The organism is Rhodohalobacter sp. 8-1 (assembly GCF_038150125.1).
Lineage (GTDB): Bacteria > Bacteroidota > Rhodothermia > Balneolales > Balneolaceae > SW132.
Map to the genome: position 1 here is coordinate 1 of NZ_JBBVMF010000011.1, position 24,345 is coordinate 24,345.

The 24,345-nt window shown below is 45.3% G+C and carries 21 protein-coding genes; 5 read left to right on the forward strand and 16 right to left on the reverse strand.

Going from position 1 to position 24,345, the window contains the following annotated elements:
* Positions 1-278: 278 nt before the first annotated feature.
* The 5 genes from AABW11_RS12075 to amaB form a co-directional block, all read right to left on the reverse strand.
* Positions 279-776: a cupin domain-containing protein gene (locus AABW11_RS12075; RefSeq protein WP_340105362.1), complete on the reverse strand. Its 498-nt coding sequence runs from the start codon at positions 774-776 to the stop codon at positions 279-281.
* Between the two features lie 101 nt (positions 777-877).
* Positions 878-1,015, reverse strand: a complete 138-nt coding sequence (locus AABW11_RS12080; protein ID WP_340105492.1) for a helix-turn-helix transcriptional regulator — start codon at positions 1,013-1,015, stop codon at positions 878-880.
* A gap of 91 nt (positions 1,016-1,106) precedes the next feature.
* Positions 1,107-1,553, reverse strand: a complete 447-nt coding sequence (locus tag AABW11_RS12085; RefSeq protein WP_340105363.1) for a PH domain-containing protein — start codon at positions 1,551-1,553, stop codon at positions 1,107-1,109.
* Between the two features lie 248 nt (positions 1,554-1,801).
* Entirely contained in the window at positions 1,802-3,382 is a 1,581-nt protein-coding gene (locus AABW11_RS12090) for a glycoside hydrolase (protein WP_340105364.1), read from the reverse strand.
* A complete protein-coding gene (gene amaB / locus AABW11_RS12095; RefSeq protein ID WP_340105365.1) occupies positions 3,375-4,904 on the reverse strand; it encodes an L-piperidine-6-carboxylate dehydrogenase in 1,530 nt (509 codons plus the stop codon). Before amaB ends, AABW11_RS12090 begins: the two co-directional genes overlap by 8 nt.
* 71 nt (positions 4,905-4,975) lie before the next feature.
* Here amaB and AABW11_RS12100 point away from each other — a divergent pair, with 71 nt between their 5' ends.
* Positions 4,976-5,746, forward strand: coding sequence for a TrmH family RNA methyltransferase (locus AABW11_RS12100; RefSeq protein ID WP_340105366.1), 771 nt, complete (start codon positions 4,976-4,978; stop codon positions 5,744-5,746).
* 31 nt (positions 5,747-5,777) lie between these two features.
* On the opposite strand, the gene AABW11_RS12105 is transcribed toward AABW11_RS12100, so the two are convergent.
* Entirely contained in the window at positions 5,778-6,236 is a 459-nt protein-coding gene (locus AABW11_RS12105; protein ID WP_340105367.1) for a methyltransferase family protein, read from the reverse strand.
* 271 nt (positions 6,237-6,507) lie between these two features.
* Between AABW11_RS12105 and AABW11_RS12110 the strand changes: the two genes are divergently transcribed.
* The gene (locus tag AABW11_RS12110; protein ID WP_340105368.1) at positions 6,508-7,842 is read left to right on the forward strand and encodes a PhoH family protein; all 1,335 of its coding nucleotides are present in this window, start codon (positions 6,508-6,510) and stop codon (positions 7,840-7,842) included.
* Between the two features lie 107 nt (positions 7,843-7,949).
* Here AABW11_RS12110 and AABW11_RS12115 read toward each other — a convergent pair whose 3' ends face one another.
* The 4 genes from AABW11_RS12115 to AABW11_RS12130 form a co-directional block, all read right to left on the reverse strand.
* Positions 7,950-8,393 (reverse strand): DoxX family protein, encoded by a 444-nt coding sequence (locus tag AABW11_RS12115; protein ID WP_340105369.1) that lies wholly within the window; start codon positions 8,391-8,393, stop codon positions 7,950-7,952.
* Positions 8,394-8,503: 110 nt separating this feature from the next.
* Positions 8,504-9,748 (reverse strand): NAD(P)/FAD-dependent oxidoreductase, encoded by a 1,245-nt coding sequence (locus tag AABW11_RS12120; protein WP_340105370.1) that lies wholly within the window; start codon positions 9,746-9,748, stop codon positions 8,504-8,506.
* Positions 9,749-10,018: 270 nt separating this feature from the next.
* Positions 10,019-11,005, reverse strand: coding sequence for an NAD(P)H-quinone oxidoreductase (locus tag AABW11_RS12125; protein WP_340105371.1), 987 nt, complete (start codon positions 11,003-11,005; stop codon positions 10,019-10,021).
* Positions 11,006-11,014: 9 nt separating this feature from the next.
* Entirely contained in the window at positions 11,015-12,508 is a 1,494-nt protein-coding gene (locus AABW11_RS12130) for a lipopolysaccharide biosynthesis protein (RefSeq protein WP_340105372.1), read from the reverse strand.
* An 84-nt stretch (positions 12,509-12,592) separates the two neighbouring features.
* On the opposite strand from AABW11_RS12130, the gene AABW11_RS12135 reads away from it, so the two are divergent.
* Positions 12,593-13,747 (forward strand): glycosyltransferase, encoded by a 1,155-nt coding sequence (locus AABW11_RS12135; protein ID WP_340105373.1) that lies wholly within the window; start codon positions 12,593-12,595, stop codon positions 13,745-13,747.
* Positions 13,748-13,751: 4 nt separating this feature from the next.
* Here AABW11_RS12135 and AABW11_RS12140 read toward each other — a convergent pair whose 3' ends face one another.
* The 4 genes from AABW11_RS12140 to AABW11_RS12155 form a co-directional block, all read right to left on the reverse strand.
* Positions 13,752-14,699: a sulfotransferase family protein gene (locus AABW11_RS12140; RefSeq protein WP_340105374.1), complete on the reverse strand. Its 948-nt coding sequence runs from the start codon at positions 14,697-14,699 to the stop codon at positions 13,752-13,754.
* 55 nt (positions 14,700-14,754) lie between these two features.
* Positions 14,755-15,687 (reverse strand): glycosyltransferase, encoded by a 933-nt coding sequence (locus tag AABW11_RS12145; RefSeq protein ID WP_340105375.1) that lies wholly within the window; start codon positions 15,685-15,687, stop codon positions 14,755-14,757.
* Between the two features lie 117 nt (positions 15,688-15,804).
* Positions 15,805-16,491: a class I SAM-dependent methyltransferase gene (locus tag AABW11_RS12150; protein WP_340105376.1), complete on the reverse strand. Its 687-nt coding sequence runs from the start codon at positions 16,489-16,491 to the stop codon at positions 15,805-15,807.
* A gap of 628 nt (positions 16,492-17,119) precedes the next feature.
* A complete protein-coding gene (locus AABW11_RS12155) occupies positions 17,120-18,892 on the reverse strand; it encodes a S8 family serine peptidase (RefSeq protein WP_340105377.1) in 1,773 nt (590 codons plus the stop codon).
* A gap of 801 nt (positions 18,893-19,693) precedes the next feature.
* Here AABW11_RS12155 and AABW11_RS12160 point away from each other — a divergent pair.
* Both AABW11_RS12160 and AABW11_RS12165 read left to right on the forward strand, forming a co-directional pair.
* Positions 19,694-20,515: a glycosyltransferase gene (locus tag AABW11_RS12160; protein WP_340105378.1), complete on the forward strand. Its 822-nt coding sequence runs from the start codon at positions 19,694-19,696 to the stop codon at positions 20,513-20,515.
* Positions 20,516-20,602: 87 nt separating this feature from the next.
* Positions 20,603-21,265: a hypothetical protein gene (locus AABW11_RS12165; RefSeq protein ID WP_340105379.1), complete on the forward strand. Its 663-nt coding sequence runs from the start codon at positions 20,603-20,605 to the stop codon at positions 21,263-21,265.
* A gap of 32 nt (positions 21,266-21,297) precedes the next feature.
* On the opposite strand, the gene AABW11_RS12170 is transcribed toward AABW11_RS12165, so the two are convergent.
* The gene (locus tag AABW11_RS12170) at positions 21,298-23,784 is read right to left on the reverse strand and encodes a hypothetical protein (RefSeq protein ID WP_340105380.1); all 2,487 of its coding nucleotides are present in this window, start codon (positions 23,782-23,784) and stop codon (positions 21,298-21,300) included.
* 108 nt (positions 23,785-23,892) lie between these two features.
* Complete coding sequence (gene gatC / locus AABW11_RS12175) at positions 23,893-24,183, reverse strand: Asp-tRNA(Asn)/Glu-tRNA(Gln) amidotransferase subunit GatC (protein ID WP_340105381.1); 291 nt, start codon at positions 24,181-24,183, stop codon at positions 23,893-23,895.
* Between the last annotated feature and the right edge of the window lie 162 nt (positions 24,184-24,345).

Below are 24,345 nucleotides of genomic sequence, written 5' to 3' on the forward strand. Positions count from 1 at the left end.
GAGCAACGAATGTTGGCTGATTTATTCAACTTTTAGCAGGGTGTCCCAATGCGGAAGTCAGGAATGATACTAAAAGCCGGAACCCATGTATCCATGGAATTCTTCGTCTGCACGCTGTATTCGCGGGCTGACGAATGAATGAGAATAGTAACCCTGTTCAGTGAATCCCTCAATCAACCTGCAAACCTTAATAGATGTGGCTTAAACATTTAATCTAATCGGCAGACGAAAAAGACCACAAAGTGATCCCTCGGGACAATCGTCAGCCGGAGAATCATCTATCCCCAAATTTCCGAAACTCCACCATCTTTACCCAAAAGCGGATCACGGGAGGGGAGAGGAACTGAGTTTATATTTTCAATTGCTTCCGGGCGGTCATCTGGTTCACCCCTGAGTAAATCATGATGTCTGCCATTTGGATAAGCGCCAACAACACCCAGGTTTTCACTCCCGAGATTTTTATGTCCCACGCCGGCCGGAATCACAATAACATCACCCGCCTTTACATCCAGCTTTTCGCCTTGCTCGCCGCCAAGATGCAGTTTGGCTTCTCCTGAATAAATCCCCAGAACCTCGTGCGACGTGCTGTGGTAGTGGTGAAACGGGTAGACGCCATTTCTCCAGGAATTCATCCAGTTGTTATTCTTAAACATGCGTTCCAGCCATTTGGCGCCGGCGTTACCTCGTTCCGAAAATGCATTCCGGTATAACAGCAGCGGTAAGTCGTTATTGGGAATGGAGCCGTCATCTTCAAAGTAGAATGTTTCAGGTTTCATGAATAGAGCCTCTTGGTTTGACTTATTAAACTTAATCCATCTTAGAAACGATCTTTAGGAAAGGTCAATTCACTGTCGTTCAAGTTGATTAGTATAAATGATTAGATCTTATACTGAAAAAACACCTCCAGTTCCCCTCCGAATTCATTCGCGATTTTAAACGCGAGTTCAAGAGATGGAGAATACATAGCTGCCTCAATGGCGTTGATGGTCTGGTGGTAAATAGCTTCGGAGTGGATGTGGCTCGCGCTTTATTATTAAGATCTTCCATATCAAACTGTGGTCCTTAACCTAACCGATAGACGGCCAAATGCAGCCGTCAGCCGGGAGTTACTTCTCAAAATAATGTTCAGGCTCCGTCGAAAGCTGGCTGTAAATGGCGTGTTTGAAATCCATTGCGTTGGCAATACGGCAGAATTTTATCTGGCGAATGCCGGTGCCGAAAAGAGTGATCAGGCCCGTGCCGAACAGCTTATCTTTTGGATTTTGCCAGCAGATGATGTTATCAATCTTATCGATGGGAATCTCTCGGTAGCGGATGTAAAAGAAGCCGTATTTAGAAATGATCCGCTTGTCGGTGAGCAGATACTCAAAATAGAGCGATTTTAATGCCCCGGCCAGGGCAAGAACCACGCAGAACCAAAACGCCACGCCGTAAATACCTGCTGTAAACATGATCACCAAAAGTGCAAATGGAACCAGTACAGAGGCTTTATGAGGCTGTGATCGGATAATCAGCTGCTCGTTATCTTCCAGTATGTTATCTCTCCATGTCATGCACAATATACCTGAGATCGATTAGTAGGTTTTAAAAGCTCAGAGCAAAAAGTCTTCCGCCGGCTGGCGGAGAGATTTCTCCGAAGGAGTGCCTTCGGCAAGAGGGGTGTCCATCGGTTATTACCAAAACCTGATAAACATCCCCCTAATTCCCCCTTTTCTAAGGGGGACTCATATTAATTATTTCAGAATCGAATGCAGATGATAGATAAAGAAACTTTATCTAATGTGCCATAAGTTGGGAATTTCTAAAGTTCAATGTCTGCCGTCAGCGTAATAACTGATCGTGCCGGTACCGATAGTGCATCGCCATACGAAACGGACGGCAGCTTGCTTAAATCCGAGTTGCCTGATGTGAGGTATGGAGTGATGGCTGATAGGTTCTGTTCGTCAACATCTTCAAAATTGAGGAACAGATCGCTCGGCTGATTGCCGTTGTTGATGATGACCGATACAAACTGTCCGGATTCGGGGTGCACATAGGCGGAAGCCATAACTTGATCGGCTGACTCTTCAGGCGACAGCTGATCGGACCGGCTCATTCCCACGCGAACGGCACCCGGCCTGATAAACCGGCTGAAGTTACCCATCGCCCAAAGAATTTTTGAGTCGTACACCTGGCCGTCATTCATATTGTGGTCTATGTAGACCAGCCCGTCTTTATAATCGTATGGACTCACGCCCAGCCACCACTGCCAGGCGGAGGCGTTAGCGATGGTCAGGTCATAATGCATGACACGGGCTACGTAAAGTGCCGGATCAATCCCGAGATCACGTCCGCTGCCCTGAAGTCCGTCACCCACATCACCCAGCACACAAAACTCCGTCATCCAGTATTCCAGGTCGGAATCTGTTTGCTGAATATCATCCCAAACACTGCGCCGTTTTTCAATCATCTCATTCACCGGGTAGGTGGTGAAATAACTGTGAGCCGCCATTTTTGGTTTGATGGATGTCAGGGCCTTGACTCTACTCTCATCACCAAAAAAGAATTCGGTCTGATCGCTTCGTCCTTCAAGGTTCCCATCATACAGATAATCGATTTGGGCGGTTTCGGGGATCTCAATCTGCGTGTTCAGGCCGTATTCCCGGATCTTTTCATCGAGGGCGGACACCACACTGGCGATCTCTTCATTTTGATAGGGTGATCCTTCCTGTCCGTTCCCTTCCGACCAGTCCCACTGAGGTTCGTTTACCGGACTGATGTAGGAGAGAGGCGTCCCGTTTTCATCAAAATACTGACCAATCCTGGCAAGATAGTCAGCGAAATCATCGTAATGCTCCGGGGAGATATTTGCGTTCCCGCTCCCATCACCAAACGCTTTTCCGTTTTTAGTGAGCAGCACGGGCGAACTGTTGACGAACCCGATGAGTGTTTCGACTCCCCGCTGATCTGCTGCTTCCAGGAACCACTGCTGGCCTTGCTGCCGGTTCCAGTCATAGGTACTGTCGGCCGTGAGAAAACTTTCCGACCGCCGCCATGGATCGCTGATACCGCTCTCGTCACCCTGCCGTGCACTTCCCGCCCCGATGTTAAATCGCCAGGCCGAAAGCCCTATTCCCATAGGGTTGCCGTCAGAATCCAGTTCACTGCTGAACAGCAGATCGGCGATCTGCTCACGTTTCTCCAGCGGCCAGTTTTTGCCCACAAACTGTGTGCTCCATGCATCCGAAGCGCCAAAATTGTGCACGGTTTGATGCCGGTTCTCAAGATCAACGGTTAGAACCAGTGTATCTTCATTTACAGATTCCTGAACATCACTGCTTCCGCAGCCAATCATGATCAACAACAGCAGGGCGGCGACCAGGCACTGATTTATTTTAAACATCAAACTCGATTCCCTGTGCCAATGGAAGTTCATCACCCCAGTTGATTGTGTTGGTCTGTCGGCGCATATACGCTTTCCAGGCATCGGAGCCGGATTCGCGTCCCCCGCCGGTCTCTTTCTCGCCGCCAAACGCACCGCCGATTTCCGCGCCGCTGGTTCCGATATTCACGTTGGCAATACCGCAATCGGATCCGCGATGACTCAGGAAGGTTTCGGCTTCACGCATGTTCAGTGTAAAGATAGAGGAGCTGAGGCCCTGCCGCACGCCATTGTGATAGGAGATTGCCTCCTCAAATTCACTGTATTTGATGAGGTAGAGGATTGGTGCGAACGTCTCGTTTTGCACAATGTCATAGTGATTTTCAACTTCGGCAATAGCCGGTTTCACGTAGTGGCCTTCAAGATTCTCCAGAACATCTCCGCCGCATACAATGGAGCCGCCTTCATCTTTTATTTTCTGAAGCGCGTTTTGCATTGCATTCACTGCATCCTTATCAATCAGTGGTCCGACAAGCGTATCAGGATCAAGCGGGTCACCGATCTGAATGCTTTTATAGATGGATGTCAGGCGCTCTTTAATTTCATCATAGACAGACTCATGAATAATGAGCCGGCGTGTACTTGTACAGCGCTGACCGGCTGTTCCAGCGGCGCCAAATACCACGGCGCGTATCGTCATCTCCAGGTCAGCATCTTTACTAATTATAATGGCGTTGTTGCCACCAAGCTCGAGGATTGTTTTTCCAAGACGCGCCCCCACGGTTTGTGCTACCTGTTTTCCCATAGGAATGGAACCGGTCGCGGAGATCAGCGGAATTCGGTCATCTTTGGTCATCCATTCACCAACCTCGCGTCCTCCGGTTATGAGTGAAAAAATCCCTTCCGGCAGGTCATTTTCCTTCAGAACTTCCGCAACGATATTTTGAACAGCAATGGAGCAGAGCGGCGTCTTCTCTGATGCTTTCCAGATCACGGTATCACCACAGACGGCGGCGATCATGGCGTTCCAGCTGTAAACGGCAACGGGAAAATTAAAGGCTGAAATCACCCCAACTGGTCCGAGTGGATGCCACTGTTCGTACATACGGTGCTGAGGCCGTTCGGAGTGCATCGTGTTTCCGTATAGCATGCGCGACTGACCGAGCGCAAAGTCACAAATGTCTATCATCTCCTGAACTTCACCCAAGCCTTCCTGGTAGATTTTGCCCATCTCATAGGAAACCAGTTTACCGAGCGGCTCTTTATATTTTCTGAGTTTTTCACCAATCTGGCGAACAATTTCGCCGCGCTGGGGTGCCGGTGTCATGCGCCAGTTCTTAAACGCTTCTTGTGATGTTTGAACCACCCGTTCGAAATCTTTTTGAGTGGTTTCGGTGACGGTTGCAATTTCAGATCCGTCAGAAGGTGTGTGGCTGGTTATTTCTGATGGTGATTTGCCGGAGAAAAACTCCTGCCCCGTTGATGTCCCATGATTATTCTCTTTGATGCCGAGCGTACTCAAAAAATCTTTCATACTTTCCATGTGTGTGTTGCGGTTTCCTGAAATATAGAAGCTGCTGTGATCAAACCCAATCCCAGTAAAGGTAAATAATTATGCAGATCAGACCGGCGTCGAACAATCAGCTTAAACTCTGGAGAAAGCTTCAGCAGACGAAATACCGAAAAAAAGAGGGACTGTTCCTTGCGGAAGGGGAGCGGTGTGTTGAGCAAATTGTTGAGAATGGTTTTTTGAAGGTTGAATCCATCATCCTCGAGAAAGGGTATAGAGCCGGTTTTGATTTTGAGGCAGCTGCTTATGAGGTGGAACGTACAGAATTTGAGTCCTTATCTGATACCGATACACCGCAGGGAATCCTGGCGATTTGTAAAGTGCCGGAAGAGGCAAGGGGGCTACATCAAAAAGAGTCAGGTTTGATGGTTGCATTTGATGCGGTACAGGATCCGGGTAATGTTGGCACGATTATTCGAACAGCAGCCTGGTTTGGCGCAGCGGGGCTTTTGATTGGGAACGGGACAGCCGATCCGTTTCACCCCAAGGTTGTCAGAAGTACAGCCGGAGCAACAGGCGCTTTGGATTATGCAAAAGGTGACCTTGCAGAGCTGTTAGGTGAATTTGAAAACGTAGATTGGCAGGTGTATCTGATGGATGGAGGGGATGATTCGATCAACCTTCAATCTATAAAACCTGAAAAAAAATCTATTCTTGTGATTGGGAATGAAGGTAATGGGATATCTGACCATCTGTTTCTATCTCAAAGAACCAAAGTTGGCATTCCGGGACATAGTTCCGCTGTTGAAAGTTTGAACGCGGCTATTGCAACGGGAATCGGGCTGTATCATATGACGGGGGGAGCTGGTGGCTGATTTCGTGATAAGGGCGTTTCGAAATTAACTTTCAAATCCATCGCCTGACCTGCCGCTTGTAGCTTCGATGTGCGTCACCAAATTTCTTTTCCATCACTTTTTCCTCCGGTATGATCTGGAAGCGATTCATATACCAGACATAAAAAGGAAGTATGATGAATCCAAGAGGATGACCAATTTTCAGTACGGCGGCCAGGAGTATGATCAGCATACTGAGATACATGGGGTTTCGGCTCAGTCTGTAAACGCCTGTTTTGACAATTGAGCTGGCATGGTATGGTTTGTGAGGATTGACCGACGTAGACTGAATCGCAAATTGTATCACACCGGAAACCCCCATAAGTACTCCTAAACCCAATAGTGTTCGTACGATCCAGTTGCTGACAGAGATATAAAACGGAGAAGGAAGCAGGTAGTTGATAGCCCAGATGAGACCAACACAGACAATAAATACAACAGCCGGCGGGATTTTGAGTTCGAGGTTTTTCAATTTAATTCGGAATAAAGTTAGACTAACAAGCAGCTGACTTCTATTGATGATTAAGGTAAAATAGTAACCATCAGCCGGAAGGCAGGCAAGAGCAAAAAGGGAATTTGCAATCACTCATCATTAATCACTCAGAACTCAACCATTCCATATTAAGCTATAATGAAGAAATGGCCAATCAATTGATTCTATCAACAGGTTTGAGTATAGTGAGGAAGATTGAAATCAATCACACATTTTTCCGTGATTGTGAGCTTTAACTTTGGATGGTTTTATGCCCAAACCTAAGAAAGTGAACAAGATTTTTGTTCTCGACACATCTGTTCTCCTCTACGACTCCGACGCTGTTAAAAATTTCGAAAAGCATGATGTAGCGATCCCAATCACCGTTCTTGAAGAACTGGATTCGTTCAAGAAAGGGAATTCGGTGACCAATCTGCATGCGCGCGAATTCATCCGGTATCTTGACAGCATTTCTGATGCCAATATGATGCAGAAGTGGATTCCGCTAAACGGAAAAACCCACGGTAATATTCGTGTTATCAATGATGAAAATAGCACAACGGATGCGAACGAGGTGTTTGGGTCAAAAAAGAACGATCACCGGATTCTGAATTCGGCCATGAAGCTGAAGGAGTCAGAGAAAAAGAAGAAAGTTGTGCTGGTTTCGAAAGATATCAACCTGCGGCTGAAAGCCCGCGCACTCAGTCTTGATGCCGAAGATTATGAAACAATTCGTATAAAGGATATTGATCACCTGTATCGCGGTAAAACTGATCTTGAATTTGATGAGAACACTCACATAAGCAAGTTGTACAAAGATGGGCACGTTAATCCTAAAGATCTTGAGCCTTCACCGCCGGTAAGCAATCACTTTTATATTCTGAAAAATCACTCCAGCTCCGCACTGGGGTACTACAATCCTGAGTCGGAGCAGGTTGAGCTGGTAAAACGGATGAATGCCTACGGCATCACTCCGCGAAATGCAGAGCAGACGTTTGCACTGCACGCAATAATGAATCCTGCGATTCAGCTGGTTTCCATCACGGGGGCAGCCGGAACCGGTAAGACTCTCCTTGCCCTGGCAGGTGCACTTGAACAGCGTCGTGAGTATCGCCAGATTTTCATGGCGCGTCCCATTGTGCCGCTTAGTAACCGCGACATTGGTTTTCTCCCGGGTGATGCCCAGTCTAAAATCGATCCCTACATGCAGCCGCTCTGGGATAATCTGAATATCATCAAGAACCAATACAAAGAGTCGAGTAAAGCGTATCAGAAGCTGGATGAGATGGTTCAGGCAGAGAAGCTGTCTATCGTGCCGCTGGCCTACATTCGAGGTCGAAGTTTAAGCAACGTAATTTTCATTGTTGATGAAGCCCAGAACCTGACGCCTCATGAGATTAAAACGATCATAACACGTGCAGGGGAAAACACGAAGATTATCTTCACAGGCGATATTTTCCAGATCGACACGCCATACCTGGATGCCCAAAGCAATGGGCTATCCTATCTCGTAGACCGGCTGAACAATAACAATATTTACGCCCACATTAATATGGAGAAGGGAGAGCGGTCTGAGCTGGCTAATTTAGCGAGTAAGTTTTTGTGATATTATACTCCTGACAAACCTTAAATTCATTAAAGCAAGTGTAAGTAGTTCTTTAAAATGCTCTTTGCAATTAGCCAGCCATGCTCTTTTTTGAAGCATCAATCCGGCTATTTCTTTTTTTTCTTCCGGATAATCCGGTGATCGGCTGACCATTTACCGCCACCGTACACAGTAAAGACGAGAAGCAGTACCATTACCAGAATAGAGTATTCAAACTGTGATCCGGTTGCCAGCATTGTATCCTGAGTATCAATAAAAAATACAGCCCCGATCAGCACCGGAAGCTGAATGATTGAGGCAAGCCGTGTATATAAACCAAAAAGTAACATGAGTCCACCTACAAGATGAGCAATGGCTACATAATGGGCAATCACGAACGACGAGTACTCCATGTTCTCTTCTATGAGGCCATAAATTTCATTGATATTCTCGATGAAGATATAACCCTTTGTAAACAGAAGTCCGCCAAGAAAGATGCGGAGAAATTCAATTGCGAAGTGCCGGTTAGAAACGAACCATGATTGTTGTGAGCTACTCTCTGCTGCATTCATATAAAATCTCCATTATGTTTATGATGATTTAAAGAAACGCTCAACCATATGTAGCATAACAATTTAAAAGAAAAAATCAGTCGCGCAAGTGAAATCTGTGACGCTGTAACTTATTCACTGCTGACTGCCTGAGCAGCCAGCCAGCCATTTGTCCAGGCAGCCTGGAAATTGAATCCGCCCGTGATGCCGTCGATATCGAGAACTTCACCTACAAAATGAATGCCCGGAACCTGTTTGCTTTCCAGTGTGTCGGGATCCACCTCGCTGAGCGGAATACCCCCGCAAGTTACAAACTCCTCTTTGTAAGTTGTTTTACCCTGAATGGCATACGTCGGATGAACAAGCTGTTTCGTCAACTCGTGAATCTCCTTATTCGACACGTCTGACCACCGCTTTTCGGGAGTGATATCTGCAAGCTGTAAAAATCGCTGCCAAAGTCTCGAGGAGAAGGGGAACTCAGTCTGATTCTTGATCTGCTTACGTGGCTGATCTTCCCGTAACTGTTTGAGCGTATTCCTTACATCCTCGTTGGTCTGTGGATGAAGCCAATTAATCTGAACATCATATCGATACTCTTTTTCATACAGCTCGCGTGCTGCCCAGGCTGAAAGTTTCAAAACTGCCGGTCCGCTTAATCCCCAGTGAGTTATTAAAACAGGACCAACCTCACTATAGCGAGTTTCTTTTATGGAAACCTTTGCATGTTCGACTGAAATTCCGGCGAGGTCGGTAAACATCTTCTCCCGAAAGTTGAAGGTAAAAAGGGATGGTACCGGAGTATTGATCGAGTGCCCCAATTCCCTCAGCCAGCTGTAGGCGCTCTCGCGATTGTATCCCCCGGTTGCCACTACGAGGTGGTCACAGTTCAAGGAATTGGATTTATGAATAGTCAGTTTGAAACCGCCATTGTCCAGTAGCTCTATCGAGTTGACTTTGGTTTTGGTTCTTATCTGAACATTGTACTTTTTGGCTTCGGCCATCAGGCAGTTGATGATCGTTTCAGAATTGTCGGTAACCGGAAACATGCGCCCGTCATCCTCCGTCTTGAGTTCTATGCCACGCAGTTTGAACCACTCAACAGTATCACTGGCCTGGAACTGTTCAAAACTCCAGCGCAAAACCTTCTCTCCGCGCGGATATGCTTTTGAGAGCAGATCCGGATCAAAACAGTGATGGGTTACATTGCAGCGCCCGCCGCCGGAAACCCGAACTTTAGAGAGGACTTCACGTGACTTTTCAAGGATGTTTACGTTTAGTGAAGGGTTCATTCGAGCTGCATTCACAGCGGTAAAAAATCCGGCGGCACCCCCGCCGATGACGATTAGTGACTTTGAATTGGATGTTTGGTTGTTCATTGATTGGTTTTGAAATTGCATTTTCGGGCATGAACGGACCCACCTCTGAATGTTCGCTGGGCGCTCAATATTCTGTCTCCTTCTCAGAGGAGAGGTTTATTCTATCAGCGAGACCTTGAGGCTGTCTAAAAAGGGCGTTCTAGTGCTATTATGTTATCCATTCCGTCATACCGGACCCCGATCCGGTATCTCCTGCCAATATCAACGGATGGAGATCCCGCATCGAGTGCGGGATGACGCCCTTTTTGGACAGCCTCAGGTCTAAAAGTGTCACATCCCGTTAAGTACGATCTTACCTGCATTCTCATTGTGTTTCATTCGTTGATGGGCTTCCTCAGCTTCTTCCCATTCATAGATTGAATCAATGACCGGCCGCAGGGTTCCGTCATCGAATAAACCGGCAAACCGGTCGGTAAACTCTTCAGTGAGGAGGGCTTTATACTCGTCACTTCGGTTGCGCAGCGTGGAGCCTCGAACAGTGAGCCGTTTACGTAAAATTGTGCCCAGGTTGACGCTATCAACTGATGCGCCTCCGAGAAGTCCGAGATGCACAAGGCGTCCGTCCATGGCAAGGACCTCCATGTTTTGATGCCAGTATGAAGCCCCTACAAAATCGAGGATAACATCAACGGCCGAGTCTCCAAATTGACGTTCAATGGCTTCGTCAAAATTTTCTTCTTTATAGTTTAAAGCTAATCCGGCGCCAAGATGTCTGCATAAATCCAGCTTGGCTTCGGTGCCTGCCGTTGTGATAATAGTGGTTCCAGAAACCTGTTTCGCAAGCTGAATGGCAGCTGTTCCCACGCCACTTGCACCGGCGTGAATCAGCACTGTTTCATCATCATAGAGCTCACCGATCCAGAAAAGTCCCTGGAAGGCGGTCAGGAATACTTCCGGGATAGCTGCTGCTTCCTCAAAAGAGAGCGCCTCAGGTTTTGCCATGGCATGATCGTCCCTGATGACACAGTATTCGGCATATCCGCCGCCGGGCAGAAGCCCCATTATGTAATCTCCGGGTTTGAAGCGGCGAGTCTCTGTGCCTGCCTTTTCAACCGTTCCCGACATCTCGAGTCCAAGAATGGGGGACGCATTTTCGGGAATGGGGTAGTTACCGGCTTTTTGGAGCAGATCGGCCCGGTTGAGCGCGGTTGCTTCAATTTTTACTAGCAGTTCGTTCGGTCCGGGTTCGGGTTTGTCGTGCGTGCCGGGTACCATCACAGGAGTACCGGATGCGTTGTCGACGATCAGTGCTTTCATAGAATAAGTTTATTTTCGGGTTAACAAAATTTTGAGTCGTCTTAGGGATTCGGCTGCCAGATTTTCAAAATCTTCAGAAAGTCTGAACATAATTACTGCTGAAGTAAATAGGGTTAGAATTACGAGCGACCTTATGATTACGTCAACAAAAAAATTGAGCATATAGGGAATCTGCTCAGCGATAATAAGGCAGGCTCCAGCAATAAGTATGACCCAAACCGCATTAAGCTGAAACGGCTGCATGTCGAACTTTATCCAGACAAAAATAAACTTGACGAAATTATAGATAAAGATGGATAGAGCCGTGGCAACAGCGGCGCCTTCAAGCCCGTAAAGTGGAATCAACATGTAATTGGTAATGACGGTTAGTACAGCCAGCAAAATGTTCGTGTACAGATCGAAGCGGAAGTGTTTTGAATTAATGATAATATGGCCGTTTATCCCGGTGGCCATATCGAATAGCTTTGCAAGCCCCAGGATCACCACTACATAATAGATTTCAACATATTCAGCCGGCAGCAGGTCAATGACATTGTGAAGGTTTGCCCAAATTCCAACATATAACAAACTTCCGGCAATCAGTTGGTTAAGAGCTGTACGCCTGTAGAGAACTTCTATGTTACCGTATTTTTTGCTTTTGAAGAAATCGGCGATCAAGGGTGCTGCTATTTTATTTATGGAACGCTGTGGAACTGCAATCACAGTACCTATGTAAAATGCTATAGCGTAAATGGCTGCACTGCTGTAGTCTACCATTGAGCCCAGCATTATAATATCAATATTTCCAACCATCAGAGTTGCAAGGCCCCCCAGGACAGAATAGAACCCGTATACGGTCATCCCCTTGTAAAGCCTTTTCGTTTCACTTTGAAACGGTAGAGCAAAACCCAGTTGTTTTTTCCGGGCGAGATAGATTAGCATATAAACCGGTTGTATAGAGTAAATTCCGACAAAAATGATCATGAATTCCCGAAACGTCAGCAAATCAAAAAAATATACTCCAAGCAGTGATATGATTAAGACTCGTACTGCGATTTCATTTACAACTGAACCTGTGACAGAATCTTTCATGGCACGCACATAGCTGTTCAGAACCTCAAAAAACAGAATTGCGAAGACCAACGGAATGAGGTAGAGTACATATTCAGCAAACAGATCCGACTCATTAGAGTAATAGGAAGTAAGGGTATCCTGAAAAAGAAACAGCAACAAGGTAAATAAGACGAAACCTATAAACGGGACTCCAAGCGTTAGTGTAAGCAGCCGGTGCCTGGAGTCATCCGAGCGCTGATAGTATGGAAAGTAGCGTATGATAACGTTCTTCATTCCCAACTGAGAAATCTGAACACAAATCAAGCCAACTGACAATAGCAGACGGGTTAAGCCGAATTGATTGGTAGTGAGTATATTTGGGAAAAGAAGAATCGTCGAGACAAAACCGAGACCAATACCAACATAGGATATAAGCGTATTTTGAATACTTTGTCGAATGATAATGCCCAAGGTGCCGGCTGCCTGACTTTGAATTGGTTAAAACGCGAAGTTAACGATAATTTTAGTTAATCTGGCTCAACAAAAAAATGGTATATGCATACAGTTCACTTTAGTCATTCTTTTTCCAAACTATCAGAGACCTTTATATACGACTATTTGACGAGCCTCCAAAAACAGGATGTTCGGGTTGAGGTTATTACGTTTAATCACCTGAATAAACAGGAACGGCCTTTTAACGGGGTGAGGGAGCTGAGCCTTCCGCTTTGGAATGTACCGCGCATATGGAATCTTTCCAGAGATAAAATGTTGGGGAGAAAAACCGAAGTATCTGCCTGGCCCGTATACAGAAAACGCCTTAAAAAAATGCTTCAAAAGAAGAAGCCGGATGTTCTTCATGCTCACTTCGGACCCATGGGGGCATTTCTTGCACCTGTGGCAGAAGAGTTGAACATCCCTCTGGTAGTCACTTTTTACGGGTATGATATATCTGAACTTTTGAAGGACGAGTATTGGAGACAATCGTACCGGAATCTGTCAAGAGTTGCAGCACGGATCACGGTATTGTCGGAAGAGATGAAGACAAGGGCTATAGGCGCGGGGTTTTCTGAGGAGCAAACTAAGGTTGTGCATCTTGGAACCAAAATTGATGACATAGTCTACAGGAAACCCTCCTATCCCGTACGGCGCTTTTTAAGTGTGGGAAGACTATCGGAGAAAAAGGGACACCTCGATTCCATTACAGCATTTAAATCGGTACTGAATAAATCAAAGGCTTCCCTCCGTTTCAGTATCATTGGAGAGGGTGGTGACAGGCAGGAAATCAAGTCGTTTATTGATTCACAGAATTTGACAGATTGTGTAGAATTGCTTGGAAGTTTGCCGCACTCACAGGTGATCAGCCATCTATATATAGCAGATGCCTTTGTTCTGAACAGCAAAACCTCAAGAAGCGGGGACAAAGAAGGAACTCCCACAGTTTTGGCAGAAGCCCAGGCGGCAGGGTTGCCGTGTTTAAGTACATTTCATTCAGGAATTCCCGAAATGATTCCGGATAAAAACCATCGGTTCCTGACCGAGGAAGGAGATGTGGCAGGTATTGCAACAAATATGGAGCGGTTGCTGGATGCATCTGAGGAAGAGATTCAGGCGATTAGCAGAGCGGGGCGAAAGCATGTGGAAAAAGAGTTTGACGTTAATCGGGAAGCAGCAAAATTTAAGTCAATCTATCAGCAATTGGTAATCCGTTAAACACTCAGAGCTTTTTAGCAATATTTCTGCCCAATTTCTGGCCGGCTGATACCATTGTGTCGTAGATTCCTCTGTACAGTTTTCGTTGCAACGGAATTTTTGTTCCCGTCAGCTGATAATTAAACTCTTTTATAAGGTCGCGGTTCACGTCTTCTATTTCGGCAATGTCTGCCCTGCTCATTGATTTCTTCCATGCATAAGCTCTGGATGGGTCGATAGGTTCCCCGATCAAATCAAACAAATGGTCGTGCTTCACTATTGATGACCGGTTATCATCATCCCTATAACTATGCAAAATATCATCCTGAAAGCCAATCCCCAACCATTTACAAATACGCTCAGTCTCTTCCTCCGGATGTTGCAGCAGAGTTTCATATTTAAATTCATAATACAGGCCGTCCTTCAGGTTGCGGCCCTCTAAACCGGCCGACACGTGCTCATTCCAATAAATTGCCGCTTCTTTAATAGTAGACGTCCAGCCGGCCTTCACTATACTTGCTGACACATCGCGCGGATCCCTGACAATGTGAATTATTTTGGCCGTCGGAAATAACTGATGTAGCAGCGGTATATGAAGAACATATTTGGGGGTTTTATTCCCCCAGCAGTTTTTGTCTTGTATTTCGGCGGTTCTGTTAAACAAAGCGTCAATGGCACCTGCATAGTCGGTGGGGGCGGCTTTTTTGAGGGCATCCTCTGCCTGCTCGTCATTCAATCCAAAAATATCAAAAGCGATTGTTTTGGATGTTGCCCAGGTTGTTTGAAGGTCTCTTATAAAATACCACCGGTTTTTCGCAGTGCTAAAATCGCCATAGTCACTTCTCTTTTTGTATAAATCCGGGATGAAGCCTGATTCAAGCGTGACGTGTAAATCTGGTGATTGGCTTAAAATTAAGCTCAGCAGCGTTGTGCCTGAACGGTCACATCCTACAATGAAAACGGGTGTATCCATTTCTTAGATTTCTATCAGAATCAATGGTTTTGGTTGATTTCTTTAAGGTACATGTTCATGTCCTGTTTAGAGAAGATATTCCCTGCAGAATCCAATATCTAAATTTAAGAAGCATAACACCTTTAGAACCCTGAAGTTTAAAACTGTAGAAGATAAACAAAGCAATTGTAGCCGCCCATTTTCCGACTTCTTTGAAAATGGTAGTAATTTTACGGCTGCCGGGCTTTCGCTTCATCTGAAGGGCAATACTCTGGCCCAGTCCTACAGCCTGCCGGCGGATGTAATCTTTTGTCAGCCTTGATTTATTGACCCTGTGATAAAGTAAGGCTTTAGGTACAAAATATATTTTTACGCCATCCTGTTGAAGCCTTCGGAAAAACTCTTTCTCTTCACTTGCTTTCAGATCACTGCCGATGCGCCCCAGTTCTGTGTTAAATGTGCCGTACTCATCAAAAATACCGGCTTTAAACGCCATGTTTCCTCCAAAAGGGTAATTTCTGTTGGAGTATGGTTTGATGGAGTCTCCGTGGTCATGATGTCCTAACAGCGGCAACAGGAAATCTGACATCCATTTAGGACGCGGATCATCAAACTGAACGTGAATTTTCCCACCTGCTGCCCGGGCCTCCGGATGATCAGCAAAAAATGAAAGCCAGGAATCTGTAAAAGAGCTTGGAACGGTGATATCATCATCCAGAAAAATAATGACAGGAGCATTTGCCTCCTCAATGCCTCGGTTTCGGGCAAATGAAAGTCCCTGGTTTGTTTCCAACACATAATGAAGTGCAAGATCATCACCGGTTTTCTCAGTTTTGGCGGAATATTCCTGACAAACCTTGCGCGTATTATCTGATGAGTTGTTATCAATAACCAGGATTTCAACAGACCGGCCCCTCGCCGACTGAATCAGGGTGTTGAGGGAGTCACTCAGGTATTCTGCCCGATTGTAGGTGCAAATAATAAGTGAAATGCTGGGTTCTTGTGACATGAAAAAATTAAAGTGAATCTCAGATGGATGATATTACACGCAGGAATTTTTTACCTTTTGGCTACGCGAGAATTGACATCCCGGAGTGATTTGAAGGCACTAATACAGGTTCCGGTTTTATCGTTTTGTGAATTTGGCAGATAACCAGCCCGGCCCTTCATGCTGAAATGGGTCTGCAACAGGTTCTGAGGCCTGAATTGAATTATAAAGCCCGCCTTCAACACTGGGATACACTCTTAACAGATCACATTCAAAATCCGGCTTGAAATTTTCAATAATACCGGGTGTCAATTCGTGTGGTTCGCAATTGGTAGGTTCATGATTAATTTCAACCAGCAGTAAAAAATATCCGCCCGGTTTGGTAATCCGCTTAATTTCAGCGATTGATTTTTCAACATTTTCGACATGATCCAGAGAATTGAAAGAACAGGTGATATCGAAATGTGAGTCTTGAAACGGGATGTTTTCTGAGGCTGAAGAAACATATTGCATCTGGTGTTTGTCAGCTCCCAAAGAAAGATATTTGTCGGCTAGCGGGTCGAGTCCTATTCGTTCCGATGCATTTTGAGCCCACTCGAGGCTGCCGCGCGGCCCACACCCGATGTCAATTATTCGTTTGCCGGCATAATCATTCAATGAAAAATCAAAATGAGTCGTGTAGAAAAAAGAGTAGTGATCATTTGAAAACTCTCCCTCTTCTTTTTTTCTTTTTTTCCAGTACGCAAGCTCAGAGTACGATTTCCAGAGAGTTGGAATGACAGCAGATACAGCCTTATTAGTAAAGTTTTTAATATGTCTGATCATATAAGTATTAAATCGTTTAAATGAACAATAAGGTGAATCCGGTCATCTCAATAACAGGTTAATGAAGGACTCCTGATTGTTCGGATCAAAAAATCAGGCTTCTTACGTATTGTAAAACTCTATTTAAGTTGATACATCCCACTTTTCGACGTTCAGTTCTCTGTTGAAAATTTAGTCATGCTGCCTGTAAAAGTATCTCTTATCCGGTGAAACTCCAATCCCCTGCCTGAAGGAGCAAAAAAGGTTTTCTTGATAGTTTATATTCGTCTGCTGTATAGAGTTATCGGTGCTATCTTTTCTTTCCCAACTTTTGGTATAACCACAGTAGCACCCGGGAACCTCTGTTGCCAATTTATATCTTTCCAAAACTGCCGCTGGCTGGATTTATAAAAAGATGCTAATTATAGGCGTGAATCAAAACAACCGACCTGTCATTCAAGCGTTGATCACGGCCGCAGTTTAAAATTGCTCCATAAATAGCTCTTTTGCATAAGGCATGAGCGTCGTTTCTCTCCAGGCGATCAAAAAAGTGCACGGTCATAATGTTCTAACGACAGTATTCAGCGGCATAAAAAAAGGCCGCCATTCATGAATGGCAGCCCCGTTTTTGATCTGGAATCTATTTTAATCAAATAGCCCGTGTTTCGGAGACTGAATTACCGTTTACATCAGTCACCGTAACTTTTACTGAATCGGCACTTCCGCGTGTGCGTACTTCCGTTTCGCCAGACGCGCTGCTGCCACTTATCGAAGTTGTTACTGAATCAACCGTGGAGGTTCCATTCAGAAGTTCTACGACTACTGAATCAAGATCGCTATCCGGGTCTGATACGGACCAGTTTACGGCGGTTCTGGACCACGGACCTGAGGTACGGGTGCTGGTCGTTATTGAATCAATTACCGGTGAATTATTTCCGGTATCTCCGGAAGACGTGCTGACCGTGACATCCTGACTGTCACTGCCGCTTGATCCCTCATTGTCAGTTACCATGAGAGTAACAGTATACGTTCCATCGGCTCCATAACTGTGGCTTACCGTTGAACCTGATGCTGTATTTCCATCTCCAAAGTCCCAGCTGTAACTGGAGATGGATCCGTCACTATCGGTAGAACCACTGCCATCAAAATTACAGCTCAAATCGGTACAATCGAATGTGAAAGTAGCTGTCGGGGCGGCATTTGTGGTTCCGTCATCCGTGCCGGATAGCAGGCTGTAAACCATATGATTATTCGTGGTCCTGGAATTTGTGACGATATTTTTTGTACTGAATTCCGTTATGGCATCATAAACCTGCTGGGCAGTAGCTGTTGTGTTGCCTTGAAGATAAAGTGCGGCTACACCTGCTACGTGAGGAGATGCCATGCTGGTTCCACTAATCGTATTGATAGCCGTATTACTCGTATACCATGCTGAAGTAATGCTGGCACCGGGTGCAAACATATTAACGCAATCGCCATAATTGGACCAGCTGGTTTTGCTGTCATTGTCACTCGTTGCTCCGATTGTATAAGCACTGGGTGCACCTGCAGGAGAACTACCGCATGCATCTAGCTCACGCCCGAGCCTGTCGCCATTACCGGCGGCTACTATTATAGGCACACCTGCTTCATACATTCTTTGAACCGCATCATCTACAGACTGGCTGCTACCTCCGCCAAGTGACATATTTGCTACGGATGGTCCGGATGCGTTTTGGGCTACCCAGTCCATGCCTGCAATAACGCCGCTAAATGTACCTGATCCATTACAATCGAGTACCCGAACGGCAACAAGATTTGTGTTTTTAGCTACGCCGTATTGTGCTCCTCCAACTGTTCCGGCAACGTGGGTTCCGTGTCCGTTACAGTCATCTCCATTCTGTCCGTCGTCAAAAGCATCAAAATAGTAATCAGTAGCTACGCGGCCCTGGAAATCCTCGTGGGTATAGCGGATACCCGTATCAATAATGTAGGATTCCACACCTGATCCGTCACTGTTAAATGTGTAGCTCGCATCAAGCGGCAGTTCTCTTTGATCCACCCTGTCAAGGCCCCATGTTGCATTATCCTGAACAGCGGATGTGGTTGCAATACCATCTTTTTCGATCCGCACAACACGGTTGTCTCTCATTAACCCGTTTCGTGCAGCATCAGAAATCTCGCCGGCAAAACCGTTTAGAACAGTCCTGTAAACGTAATCTGGGGAGATATCAAATTCCCTTGCTACGTCAGAAGGGTTGCTCTTTGGTTCAAGGGTGACAATAAAACGTCCAGGTATTTTTCCATGGCTTTCATTGCCGGTGACGTCCGTTATTTCAGGAGTATTATCTTGATCCTGGATAGGATCTGTTACCTGCGAACTATTGTCACAGGAAGCCAGGATTAACATTAGTGCGGGTAGGTATAGTAAATACTTTTTCATGCAGAATGTATTTTGGTTAATAGACATTGTGTAAGAGTGATGGTTTGATATAAATCATCACATAATCGTACTCTTCATAAAAGATATTATTTGGGATTAAAAATCAAATATTATTAATGATTCGGATATAAGATGAACTAATATAAGGCCTCAAATATTTGCAAATCATTGAGGCGTAATGTGTAAGAGGTGATAAAAATATTTTAAAAATTTTGTTTTTATCTTAGTTTTAATGCAGATTTATTAGAAAATCGTGGGTTAATTATATGTGGAAGAAAATCAATTTGAGAGAGTGAGATGCTTTAGGGCGTTCGCATAATTAGTGAAAGATTTTCTCAAATCTGCTATAGGGAATACAAATTGATTGGCTGAAATCCATAGGTGAAAGACATGAGGTGATCAATAGAAATCATTAGATTTGAATAGAGATATTGCAGAATTTCGAGTCTCAAAAAGTGATATTTCCAAAAGCTTACTCTGTTCATTGTACCCGCGATGAAATAATATATATAATGAGACAAAGTCTGCGGATGTCCAATAAAATATAATTAGCTATATCAAGCTTACCTTCGGTGGGAAATGAATTATATTCAAAGACGAACTACAGGCTTGTTCCTGAGTGAAGCATCAAGCTAGTACCGTTACCAGTAAATAGGGTACGTATGCAATGTAATAGTTTTGGGTAAATAGATTGGATTTCGAAGCAAATCAAACCCAATAAATTAAGTGGTAACGGCACTATATGATATCTAAACTCCGGAAGTAACTCCAATGAGTGCCTAAGAAAAATGAAAATCTCCTATGACTGAGACACCTCTTATCAGCGTCATTATTCCCACTCATAACAGGGCTTCGCTGCTTTCAAGAGCCATAGATTCGGTCCTGGAACAAACATGGGACAACATTGAGATAGTTGTGGTAGATGATGCTTCCGATGATAAAACGCCGGATCTGCTGGGGGAGCTTATGGAGAAATATTCTCATATCAGGATTATCAAAAACGACGCTTCAAAAGGAGCCGCGGTTTGCCGGAATATTGCGATTAAACATTCGAAAGGTGAATATATTACCGGGCTGGATGACGATGATTATTGGCGGCCGACGCGTATGGAACGGCTGATGAAAGAGTTTGAGGAGGGATTTTCAGCGATATGTTCCTACGACCGTATGGTGATGGACGATCGGGAGGCAGTGTGGAAAAAACCAACGATGATCACACTTGATGATCTGCTTTACTATAACCGTGTTGGCAACCAGGTACTCACTAAAAAAGAATATCTCGAAAAAGTTGGCGGGTATGATGAAGAGCTCCCATCAGCCCAGGATTATGATCTTTGGATCCGGCTTGTCCTGGAGTTTGGGCCGATACGGACGGTAACGCAAGCTCTACAGGTCGTTAACATGGAGGAGGACAGAGAGCGGATTACTACCTCAGATAAAAAGATGGAGGGGTACTTGCAATGTTTTCAGAAACATGAAAAGTGGATGAGCCGCAAACATAAAAAATATCAAAAATACCGGCTGAAGATGGCGGCCGGTGAACATGTTAGCTGGATCGATCTGCTTCGATCCGTACCGCCCGGTTTATATGTAAAAGAAATTACACGTAAACTGTTTTTGTAAACGGGGGGCAAGGAACAGGGTACAGGGTGTCAGTTTCCAGATAACAAATTTCCAATCACTATAAACCAATTGAACCAATCACCAAAAATGAGTAGCTGGTTTGAAAAATCTTACGTTTATCGAAAGAAAATTCACCCGATCCTGACCAGGCTGCCATTTTACGACTATTGGATGCTACGGCGTCATAGCATGCTGGCTGAAAAAGGATGGTTTAAAAGCTTCAGGTCTGGTAAGAGCATGGACAATAGCGGGAAGCCAATACCCTGGTTTGTTTACAGCGCCGTTGAGCTTTTAGATGAGCGGCTGCCGGAAGATGCGATCGTATTTGAATATGGCTCGGGAAGCGGAACCCTTTGGTGGGCCGGGAGAGCAGCGAACGTTCACTCTGTTGAACATAACCCGTCTTGGAAAGAGAAAATGAAATCGAATATTCCAGAAAATGTACAGCTTCTTTATCGCAAGCTGGGAGAGGGATATGAATCATCTGTTTTAATATCGGGCCTGGTGTATGATGTAGTTATCCTGGATGGCCGAAACCGGGATAAATGCCTTGGGCACTCGTTACGGGCATTATCAGAGCGCGGCGTCATTATATTTGATGATTCAAACTGGAAGAAATATCATAAGACAATTGGCTATCTGCACTCACTCGGGTTCCGGCAGATGCCATTCCGCGGTATGTGCCCGATTGAATTTCGTGAAAGCGAAACATCTGTTTTTTACCGTGATGGTAATTTACTTGGCTTGTAATGGTTAGGGATTGGAAGAAAATCGAATACAAGCTATTTTTTCTCTTTTCTAAAATAGATAAACAGACCGAATATTCCGGTACCAAACAGTGCAATCGTGCCAACACGACCCAGCCAGTATCCAATCGCGTACCATTCCGGTTCAAGAGTAAGAATAAGCTCGTGATCCCCGGCAGGAATCTCAAAGCCGCGAAGCACGTAGTTTGTCCGGATGATGTCTGTTTCTTCGCCGTTAAGCATTGCGGTCCACCCGGGCGGATACCAAATCTCACCAAGAACCAGAAAGCCTGGCTGCTCACGAGTGATATCCATTGAAATTCGATTGGGACCGTAATCAGTTACGGTTACGGTAGCTGATGTGTCTGCGGTCGGGGCAGTATCAAGCGATGTTGTAATATATGCGTCGGACCCAGCATCAAAATCGCCGGAAATACGCTGCAGAACTTCAGGCTCCGAATTTAGTGTTTCTACAGAATCAACAAACCAGGCTTTTGGAAGTACATCGAGATTTTCGATGACATTACCTTGCTGATCACTAAACACCGTATCAAACCCCCTGAGCTGAATGGGAGCGGTTGAAGAGATGTACTTAACGTTGAGCATTTGCAGCACGCCGGTGTTTATACCATTGGGGCCGCTGAAAATGGCACCATCAATAAGATCCTGATAGTACCCGAGTTTTGCACCAGAATACCCTCCTATAGACGGGTAGAAATAAGCAGGAATGGCGTTGTTGAATGGATTGTCGAGCAGTGGTAAAGTGCGGTAATTCCAGCCTTCTTCATGTAAACTGTTGGCTTCAATAAACCTGTCGAGCTCGCGCTCCTGGCGTTCAATAATTCCTTCACTTGAAAGGTTTCCGTCAACGAGTGAATTTTCGTTCATGTACCGTTTGTCAACGAGGATCATATCGGCGGCCAGCAAAACGCAGAGTAACCCGATGGCTGTAGCAGGCGCAATAACGTGTCCGCCGGCAAACCAGATTAATGCAATACCGACAGCAAAAATCAGTGCGAACCGCAGCGAGTCTGCGCGGGCCATTTGTTTACGCTGGGGAATCAGTTCATTATTGATATAGCGTTCTGTGGTTTCTGAAACCCTGGGATCGTCGACAGGAACCTGGAATTGTTGGGCAATTTGTTGGGCAATTTGTTGTCGTTCGCCTGTTTTCTCGTAAGAAAGTCCTGCAAAACCGATACCTGCGAAAACAAGTCCGGCAACGCCGGCAATCATCAGCGCCTGCTTCCAGTTGCCGGGTTGTTTTCCACGTTTTCTTTGGGCAGGTTTGATTTGCTTTGCAGCCCATTCAAGTCCCATGGCAGCCACAATTCCGAAACAAAAGACAGTTGTCATCAACCACATTTCAGGAGCCCGAAATTTATCAAAGAGAGGAAAGTAATTAAACATAGGGCTGTTCAACAAAAGGAAGTTTTCACCCAGCGAAAAAAGCAATGTGGCGATGCCGGGTCCTAAAAACACCCATTTTAGATTATGTTTCGAACGAATCACACCTATAATAAAAAACAGGACGATCAGCGCTCCCATATAGTGAGGCCCGCTGGTAAACGATTTAGGCCCCCAGTAGGCGTCGCCAGAAGCTCCGCCATATGAACCAGGGATTGCCAGTGTGAGCAACTCGCCAACTCCCTGAGACCAGGCAAAGGCATAGTTTTGTGACAGCCCCTCTGTATTTTCAATTTCTGATCCGCCACGCATGCTGTATTCTGAATATTCGGCCGTACTCCAGTACATTTGCAGGGTAATGATCGTCGCAAGGCCTGCGGCCATCAGCAGCACACCGGTATGTTTCGAAAAGGTTGCGAATGCGTCTTCTTTATAGGCACGAACGGCATCAACAATAAAAAGTGTGCCAAGCGGGAACAGGAAGAAATAAGTGACCTGGGGATGGTAGGCACGGAGATGAAGCGTGAGAGCCAGGGCAAAAGCAAAAAATGCAAGCCATCGATTTATCCTGGATCGTGTAATAAGAAAATAGCCCACGTAGATCCACGGGATGTAAATATAGGCTATGAATTTTGCATTATGGCCTGCCCCGATGATGATCGGAATGTAAGTGCTTAATCCGATGACAACAGATCCGAAAACGGCGATAAGGGGTCGCATTCCGAGCAGCAGAAGCATCACATATGCACCGCCAAACAGAACCCAATACTCGAGAGCCGGATAAATAAAGCGGAATCCCTTTTTAAGTATTGTATCCAAATTCCAGGCCTGGGGCGGATGTGAAATAGTGGTAGCCGGCATGCCGGAAAACATGTTTGTAGCCCAGTGAGCTATATCATCGTGGGTGTTATTGTACTCAATAATTGACTCGGCACCTGCCCGCCATTGAATGGCATCATGCCCCATGTACTGCTGTCCGCCAAGGGTAGATGAATAGAAGAGAATGAATGGCAGAATAAAAAGAAACCCCAGGCAAATCAGATGTTGATTTCTTGCCGAAAGTGACGTCCAAAAATGAGAATTATCTGAAGATGCCGATTTCTTTTTTGAAGACATGAACGGGTGATTAGTGGTTGATATCCCTGGGATTACATTTTGGATAGATAACGTAGCTATAGAAATAGCCGAATAGTGAGAAGCTACTCAGGTTTGATGGGGATCGAACTATTCGATGACGCGCGGTACCCGGAAGTAATCTGAATCGGCATCAGGTGCATTTTTCAGAGCGTCTTCATGGCTGATGGGCTCTTTGGCCTTGTCTTCTCTGAATGTTGATGAGGTCACATCAGAGACATGCTTAAGTGGTTCTACATCTGAGGTGTCCAGCTCACTTAGTTTTTCCATATAGCCGAGGATTTTATTCATATCCTCTTTTAAATTTTCTGCTTCTTCATCTTTCAGCTGTAGCCGGGCTAAATTCGCTACGTAATTTACTTCGTCTTTTGTTACAGACATAACATTTTCAAATTTGGTGAATTTCAAACTTTTAGCAGCCTGAAAGGTACTAAAATGTTTTGAAAAGGATAAGGTGGTTTGGGCGATTATTGTTTTAAAATGCGTGGCTTCACATAACCCTGTCCCACTCATGAGAGGAGAGGGAACCCTTCGGAATTTATT